Raw genomic sequence first — 7,394 nt, 5'->3', positions numbered from 1 at the left:
CCCGCGCCCTGGTGAAGGGCGCGGTATAATTGAATACACGCACGGCGTGTAACCCCAGATTTGACCACCCACCCCCCGGGGGTGAGTGTGTCGCCAGGGTTACGGCGGCCATAGCGAGAGGGAAACGCCCGGTCACATTCCGAACCCGGAAGCTAAGACTCTCAGCGCCGATGGTACTGCAGGGGGGACCCTGTGGGAGAGTAGGACACCGCCGGACACCATTCACGATGGCCACCCACACGGGTGGCCATCGCTGTTTAACCACCACCTTGGTCTCACAGGCGAGACGAGAAGGTGAGCGACGGCGCTCGTCGTCGCATGACTCCCGAGTGAGGAGAAGCGATGGAGCAAGACAACGGGCCGCGGCCGGCGTCGCTCGACGGATATGAGGACGGCCTCGCCTCCATCGAGAAGCTGCCGTTAGCCGAGAGGGCGGCCGCATACGCCGAAGTACAGGCGCGCCTCCGCAGCCGGCTCGAGGACGCGGACGGCCGCGGATGACCGGCGGCATCCGCCTCGACTCCGCTCTAGCGGAGCGTGGCATCGCGCGATCCCGGACCCATGCGGCGCGGCTCATCGCGGACGGGCTCGTCACGATCGACGGCGTCCCCGCGCTGAAGCCGTCCCTTCGCGTCCTTCCGGATCAGGACGTCGCCGTGGCCGCGTTGGATCACTACGTGAGTCGCGCGGCCCACAAACTGCTCGCAGCACTCGACGCCTTTCCGAGCGTCCAGGTACAGGGAGCGCACGCTCTGGACGTCGGAGCCTCGACCGGCGGGTTCTCACAGGTGCTCCTCGAGCGCGGCGTCGCCTCCGTGATCGCGCTCGACGTGGGGCACGCCCAGCTGGCACCGCGCATCCGATCCGATGAGCGCGTGCGGGTCGTCGAGGGGTTCAACGCTCGGGAGATGACGGCCGAGCGTCTCGCCACAGCGGCGGGCACCGACGTGACCCCCACCCTCGTCGTCGCGGATGTGTCGTTCATCTCACTGACGATGGTGCTGCCGGCCGTCGTCAGGAGCGTCTCGCCGGACGCGGACGTCGTGATCCTCGTGAAGCCGCAGTTCGAGGTCGGCAAGACGAGGATCAAGGAGGGCATCGTGCGCGATCCCGCGCTTCGTCGGGAGGCGCTCTCGGACGTGCTGTGGTCGGCGTGGGACGTCGGGTTCGGCGTTGCCGGGCTCACGGAGTCGCCCCTTCCCGGTGGGGCCGGGAACCACGAGTATCTCGCGCACCTCCACCGTGTCCACGGGACGATTCCGACAGAATGGAGGGACGCGGTCACCGCGCTCACCACCGGATGACGCGACCGTGTCCGCCGCCGTCGATCGACCAGAAGGACACCTCCTCGATGCAGTCCCCTCCTGACGAGCGCCACATCCTCGTCGTCGCCCACACCGGTCGGGCGGATTCGCTCGATGCAGCGATCCTGGTGGTCCAGCGACTGCGCGACTCCGGCGCCCACCCCGTCCTGTGCGCGGACGACAAGGGCGACATGGTGCGGGCGTCCCCGGGTCTCGCGGGAGTGGCGGTGCTCGGGGTCGACGTCGCGCTCGAGGCGATCGAGCTCGTCTTCGTGCTGGGAGGCGACGGCACGATCCTCCGCGCGGCCGAGATCGTGCGCGACGGGGCGGCCCCGTTGCTGGGCGTCAACCTCGGGCACGTCGGGTTCCTGGCCGAGAGCGAGCGGGACGATCTCGACGAGGCCGTGGCGCGCGCGCTCGACCGCGACTATCGCGTGGAGGAGCGGATGACGCTCCAGGTGCGGGTGAAGATCGACGATGTCGTCGTCTACGAGACCTGGGCCCTCAACGAGGCGACGGTCGAGAAGGGTAGCCGCGAGCGCATGCTCGAGGTCATGGTGGGCGTCGACGGGAAGCCGCTGTCGAGCTTCGGCTGCGACGGCATCGTCGTGTCGACTCCGACGGGCTCGACAGCGTACGCGTTCTCGGGTGGAGGCCCCGTCGTCTGGCCGACGGTCGAGGCGATGCTGCTGGTACCGCTGAGCGCCCATGCGCTGTTCGCCAGGCCCCTCGTCGTCGGACCGACCTCCAGCCTCGCCGTCGAGGTCAAGGAGCGCACGGACGGCGCCGGGGTTCTGTGGGCCGACGGACGGCGGACCTATGAGTTGCCGACCGGCGCCAGAGTCGTTTACCGACGCTCGCCGATGCCGGTCCGGTTCGCACGGCTGCACGACGCCCCCTTCACCGATCGCCTGGTGCACAAGTTCGGTCTCCCCATCCGCGGATGGCGGGGGTCGACGGAGACGGAGTAGGCCTCATGCTCGAAGAGCTTCAGATCCGCGATCTCGGAGTGATCGCCGAGGCGACGCTTCCGCTCGGGCCCGGGTTCACCGCGGTCACCGGCGAGACGGGAGCGGGCAAGACGATGGTCGTGACCGCGCTGGGTCTCGTGCTCGGTGCGCGCTCCGACGCCTCCGCGGTGCGCTCGGGCGCCCGCCAGGCCTGGGTGTCGGGGCGGTGGCTGGTGCCCGAGGAGGGCTCCGTGGCGGAGCGCGTGCGCGAGGCCGGCGGGGACCTCGACGGACCCGAGCTGCTGCTCGCGCGTTCGGTGTCGGCGGAGGGGCGCGGTCGCGCGATCGTCGGCGGCCGGAGCGCTCCCGTCAGCGTGCTGAGCGAGCTGGCCGACCGGCTCGTCGTGGTGCACGGCCAGTCCGACCAGATCCGCCTCCGCACGGCGGCCGCGCAGCGCGACGCGCTCGACCGCTTCGGCGGCACGGAGCTCGCCGAGGTGCTGCACGACTATGCGAGTGCCTTCGAGCGGTGGCGCGCCAACCGCGAGGAGCTCGACCGACTGACCGCGGCGCGGGAGGCGCGCGCGAACGAGGCGGAGCGCCTCCGGACCGCTCTCGCCGAGATCGAGGTCGTCGCGCCGCAGCGCGGAGAAGACGTCGAGCTCGCAGCGCAGTCGGAGCGGCTCGGCAGCATCGAGCAGCTGCGGCTCGCGGCGGGCGAGGCGCGGGAGGCGGTCTCCTCCGAGGAGCTCGACGGACGCGATGCGCTCGGACTCATCGATTCGGCTCGACGGATGCTCGAACGCGCCGCCGAGCACGATCCCGCTCTGCAGCCGACGGTGCAGACCCTGAGCGAGGCATCGGCGCTGCTGGTCGATGCGGCGGGGAGCCTCTCGTCGTACCTCGCGGAGCTCGACCTCGACGGCGCCCACGACCTCGAGCTGATCGAGAGCCGTCGCGCCGAGCTCTCGGCTCTCGTCCGCAGCTACGGGCCGAGCCTCGACGACGTGCTCGACCTCGTCGACTCTTCGGGTCTCCGCCTGCTCGAGCTCGACGGGGACGACGAGAGGATCGCAGCGCTCGAGGCCGACACCGCCGCCGACGCCGATCTCGTGGACCGGCTGGCCACCCGGCTCACCGAGGTGCGCACCGACGCCGCACAGGAGCTCGGCCGGCGGGTCAGCGAGGAGCTGGCCGCACTCGCGATGGCGGAGGCGCGTCTGCTCGTGCAGGTGACGAGTTCGGGCGAGGCCACGGCGCAGGGCCGTGACACCGTCGAGATGATGCTGCAGCCGCACGCGGGCGCGACGCCGCGGCCTCTCGCGCGCGGCGCCTCCGGGGGAGAGCTCTCGCGGGTGATGCTCGCGATCGAAGTGGTCGTCGCGGCCAACGACCCGGTTCCCACGTTCGTGTTCGACGAGGTCGACGCCGGAGTCGGAGGAGCGGCCGCGATCGAGATCGGGAGGCGGCTCGCCCGGCTCGCCGAGACCTCGCAGGTGATCGTCGTGACGCATCTCGCGCAGGTCGCCGCGTTCGCGAGCAATCACCTCCGTGTCGAGAAGGGCTCAGACGGCTCGGTGACCTCGAGCGCGGTCGCTCAGCTGGACGCGGAGGAGCGTGTGTCCGAGATGGCGCGGCTGCTGTCGGGGCTCGCCGATTCGCCCACGGCACTCGCGCACGCGCGGGAGCTGCTCGACACGGCCCGTCGGGGCTGAACCGTTCGCGAGGCGCCGGGGCGATGCCTCCCGGCATGGATCGGGACGGCGGAGGACCGACGCCCGCGATCTGCTGTTAGGGTGGAAGCCCGTGGTGGACTTTACGAACGCGGGCCTTTCCTCTTCTCCTTCCTCTGAGCCTGCGGCTCCCGGAGCATCCTCGGACACTCGGGCGGATGCGCCGAGCAAGGTCACGAAGCACATCTTCGTCACGGGCGGCGTCGTCTCCTCGCTCGGCAAGGGCCTCACCGCAGCGAGCCTCGGCAACCTGCTCACGGCGCGGGGTCTGCGGGTCGTGATGCAGAAGCTCGACCCCTACCTCAACGTCGACCCCGGGACGATGAACCCGTTCCAGCACGGCGAGGTCTTCGTGACCGACGACGGCGCCGAGACCGACCTCGACATCGGGCACTACGAGAGATTCCTCGACATCAACCTCACTCAGGCGGCGAACGTCACCACCGGGCAGATCTACTCGCGCGTCATCGCTCGCGAGCGGGCAGGCGAGTATCTCGGCGACACCGTGCAGGTCATCCCGCACATCACCGACGAGATCAAGCGACGCATGCGCCTCCAGGCCGAGGACGACCCGCAGCCGGACGTCATCATCACCGAGATCGGCGGCACGGTCGGCGACATCGAGAGCCAGCCGTTCATCGAGTCAGCCCGCCAGGTGCGCCACGAGCTCGGGCGGGCCAATGTGTTCTTCGTGCACGTCTCGCTCGTCCCATTCATGGGCGCCTCCGGCGAGCAGAAGACGAAGCCGACGCAGCACTCGGTCGCGGCTCTGCGCTCGATCGGCATCCAGCCCGACGCGCTCGTGCTCCGCAGCGACCGACCCGTCTCGGAGTCGAACAAGCGCAAGATCGCGCTGATGTGCGACGTCGACGAGCAGGCCGTCGTGAACGCGAAGGACGTCGCCTCGATCTACGAGATCCCCCAGATGCTCAACGAGCAGGGACTCGACTCCTACATCATCGATCAGCTCCGACTGCCCGCCGGCGAGGTGGTCTGGGATGGCTGGGCGCGCCTGCTCGAGGCCGTTCACGAGCCCAAGCACGAGGTGACCATCGGCCTCGTCGGCAAGTACATCGACCTCCCCGACGCGTACCTCTCGGTCACCGAGGCCCTGCGGGCCGGCGGCTTCGCCCAGCAGACCAAGGTCGTCATCCGCTGGATCGCCTCGGACGGACTGGAAGACCCCGAGGCCGCGGCGAAGGCGCTCTCGGAACTCGACGGCATCTGCGTGCCGGGCGGGTTCGGCATCCGCGGCATCGAGGGAAAGCTGGGCGCACTGCGTTTCGCCCGTGAGAACGGCATCCCCACCCTCGGACTCTGTCTCGGGCTGCAGTGCATGGTGATCGAGTACGCGCGCAACGAGGCGGGGCTCGTGGGCGCCTCCTCCTCCGAGTTCGACCCGGACACGGCGTTCCCGGTGATCGCGACCATGGCCGAGCAGGTCGAGATCCTCGCCTCCGGCGACATGGGCGGGACGATGCGCCTCGGCCTCTACACGGCGACGCTCGCCGAAGGCTCGATCGTCTCGGAGGTGTATGGCGCACCCGAGGCGGCCGAGCGACACCGCCACCGCTACGAGGTCAACAACGGCTACCGCGAGCAGATCGCCGAGGCCGGACTGTGGTTCTCGGGCACCTCGCCCGACGGCCACCTTGTCGAATACGTCGAACTGCCGCGCGACAAGCACCCCTACTACGTCGGGACGCAAGCGCACCCCGAGCTGCGCTCGCGCCCGAACGATGCGCACCCGCTCTTCCGCGGCCTCGTGACCGCTGCGCTCGAACGCCAGGAAGCGTCGCGCCTGTTCCCGGCGTCGGAGGCGGGCTCGGATGAGTGAGCGCGTGCCCGCCGGCGAGCGGCCGGTCAGCGCCGAGCCTCTCGCGGACGAGCTCGTCGAGCCGGAGATCCTGAGCAGCGAGCGCGTCTTCGAGGGGATGGTCTGGGGCGTCCGCGCCGAGACGTTCCGTTACGGAGGCGGCGAGCTGCGCCGCGAGTTCCTCGACCACACCGGTGCCGTCGCCGTCCTCGCGCTCGACGAGGAGGACCGGGTCGCGGTGATCAAGCAGTACCGCCACCCCGTCCGCACCCGCGAGTGGGAGATTCCCGCCGGCCTGCTCGACATCGACGGTGAGGACGCGCTGGTCGCGGCGCAGCGCGAGCTGGGCGAGGAGACCGACCTGCGCGCCGAGCGCTGGGACCTGCTCGCCGAGTTCGCGACGTCTCCCGGCGGCAGTGACGAGGCGATTCGCATCTACCTCGCGCGGGGGCTCTCGGCCACCGGTTCCGTCTTCGAGCGCGAGGCGGAGGAGGCGGACATGGAGCTGCGCTGGGTCCCGCTCGACGAGGTCGTCGAGGCTGTCCTCGACCGGCGAGTCCAGAACCCGTCGCTCACGATCGCGGCGCTCGCCGCGCACGCCTTCCGAGCGCGCGACTGGCGCGGACTGGGCGACGCCTCCTCACCGTGGACGCGACACCCTCGGGCGCGTCGGTAGTGAGCCCACGCGCCTGCGCCGAGGCGTACCTCCGGCAGGCGCGTGTCGAGCGGGGGCTCTCGACGCACACGATCGCCGCCTACCGGCGCGATCTCGAGCTGTACCTCGGCTGGCTCGCCGAACAGGAGGTGGCCGAGCTGGGAGCGGTGCGGCGCGCGGACGTCGGCGCGTTCGCCTCCTGGCTCGCGTCTCGACCCGAGCGGCCTCTCGCGGCGAGCTCGCGCGCGCGGGTCCTCTCGAGCGTGCGCGGCCTGCACCGCTTCGCGCTCGAGGAGGGAGCCGTCGCGGAGGACGTCGCCCACGACGTGGTCCCGCCGAAGCTGCCGATGACGTTGCCGAAGGCGATCACCGTCGAGCAGATGGCGTCCCTCCTGGACGCGGCGCGGGGCGAGGAGCTCGCCGAGCTGCGCGACCGCGCGCTGCTCGAGCTGTTGTACGCCACCGGCGCCCGCATCTCGGAGGCGGTGGACCTGAACGTCGACGACGTGTTCGACGCGGAGGTGGTGCGGTTGACCGGCAAGGGGTCGAAGCAGCGCATGGTGCCGCTCGGTCGGTTCGCGCAGGAGGCCGTCTCGGACTACCTGGTGCGTGCGCGGCCGGAGCTGTCGCGGCGAGGGCGGGCGACTCCTGCTCTCTTCCTCGGCGTGCGCGGGAGCAGGCTCTCCCGGCAGAGCGCCTGGCTCGTGATCCGGGCGGTCGCCGAGAAAGCGGGCCTCGATCGGGAGATCTCGCCGCATACCTTCCGGCACTCCTTCGCCACCCACCTGCTCGCGGGCGGCGCGGACGTGCGGGTCGTGCAAGAGCTGCTGGGGCATGCCTCCGTCGCCACCACCCAGATCTACACGCTGGTCACCGCGGACACCCTGCGAGACGTCTACACCACCGCCCACCCGCGCGCACGACGCTGACGGCTCT

7 protein-coding genes and 1 rRNA gene are annotated in these 7,394 nt (G+C 70.7%); all 8 read left to right on the top strand.

Annotated features, from left to right (window positions below):
* Window positions 1–100: 100 nt before the first annotated feature.
* Window positions 101–217 (top strand): 5S ribosomal RNA (rrf, locus tag ITJ45_RS08980).
* A gap of 125 nt (window positions 218–342) precedes the next feature.
* The gene (locus ITJ45_RS08975; RefSeq protein WP_194607760.1) at window positions 343–501 is read left to right on the top strand and encodes a hypothetical protein; all 159 of its coding nucleotides are present in this window, start codon (window positions 343–345) and stop codon (window positions 499–501) included.
* Entirely contained in the window at window positions 498–1,304 is an 807-nt protein-coding gene (locus ITJ45_RS08970) for a TlyA family RNA methyltransferase (RefSeq protein WP_194607761.1), read from the top strand. The genes ITJ45_RS08975 and ITJ45_RS08970 overlap by 4 nt, the downstream gene beginning before the upstream one ends.
* Before the next feature lie 47 nt (window positions 1,305–1,351).
* Window positions 1,352–2,275, top strand: a complete 924-nt coding sequence (locus ITJ45_RS08965; RefSeq protein ID WP_194607762.1) for an NAD kinase — start codon at window positions 1,352–1,354, stop codon at window positions 2,273–2,275.
* Between the two features lie 5 nt (window positions 2,276–2,280).
* Complete coding sequence (recN, locus tag ITJ45_RS08960; RefSeq protein ID WP_194607763.1) at window positions 2,281–3,969, top strand: DNA repair protein RecN; 1,689 nt, start codon at window positions 2,281–2,283, stop codon at window positions 3,967–3,969.
* Window positions 3,970–4,171: 202 nt separating this feature from the next.
* Window positions 4,172–5,824 carry a CTP synthase gene (locus ITJ45_RS08955; protein WP_194608995.1) on the top strand — a complete coding sequence of 551 codons (1,653 nt, stop codon included), beginning with the start codon at window positions 4,172–4,174 and terminating at the stop codon, window positions 5,822–5,824.
* On the top strand, window positions 5,817–6,479 hold the full coding sequence (locus ITJ45_RS08950; protein ID WP_194607764.1) for an NUDIX domain-containing protein: 663 nt from the start codon (window positions 5,817–5,819) through the stop codon (window positions 6,477–6,479). The genes ITJ45_RS08955 and ITJ45_RS08950 overlap by 8 nt, the downstream gene beginning before the upstream one ends.
* Window positions 6,479–7,387, top strand: a complete 909-nt coding sequence (gene xerD / locus ITJ45_RS08945; protein ID WP_194607765.1) for a site-specific tyrosine recombinase XerD — start codon at window positions 6,479–6,481, stop codon at window positions 7,385–7,387. Before ITJ45_RS08950 ends, xerD begins: the two co-directional genes overlap by 1 nt.
* Window positions 7,388–7,394 lie beyond the last annotated feature (7 nt).

The sequence above is a fragment of the Rathayibacter sp. VKM Ac-2879 genome, assembly GCF_015351245.1.
Taxonomy (GTDB): domain Bacteria; phylum Actinomycetota; class Actinomycetes; order Actinomycetales; family Microbacteriaceae; genus Rathayibacter.
This window is presented reverse-complemented; position numbering and strand designations above follow the sequence as displayed.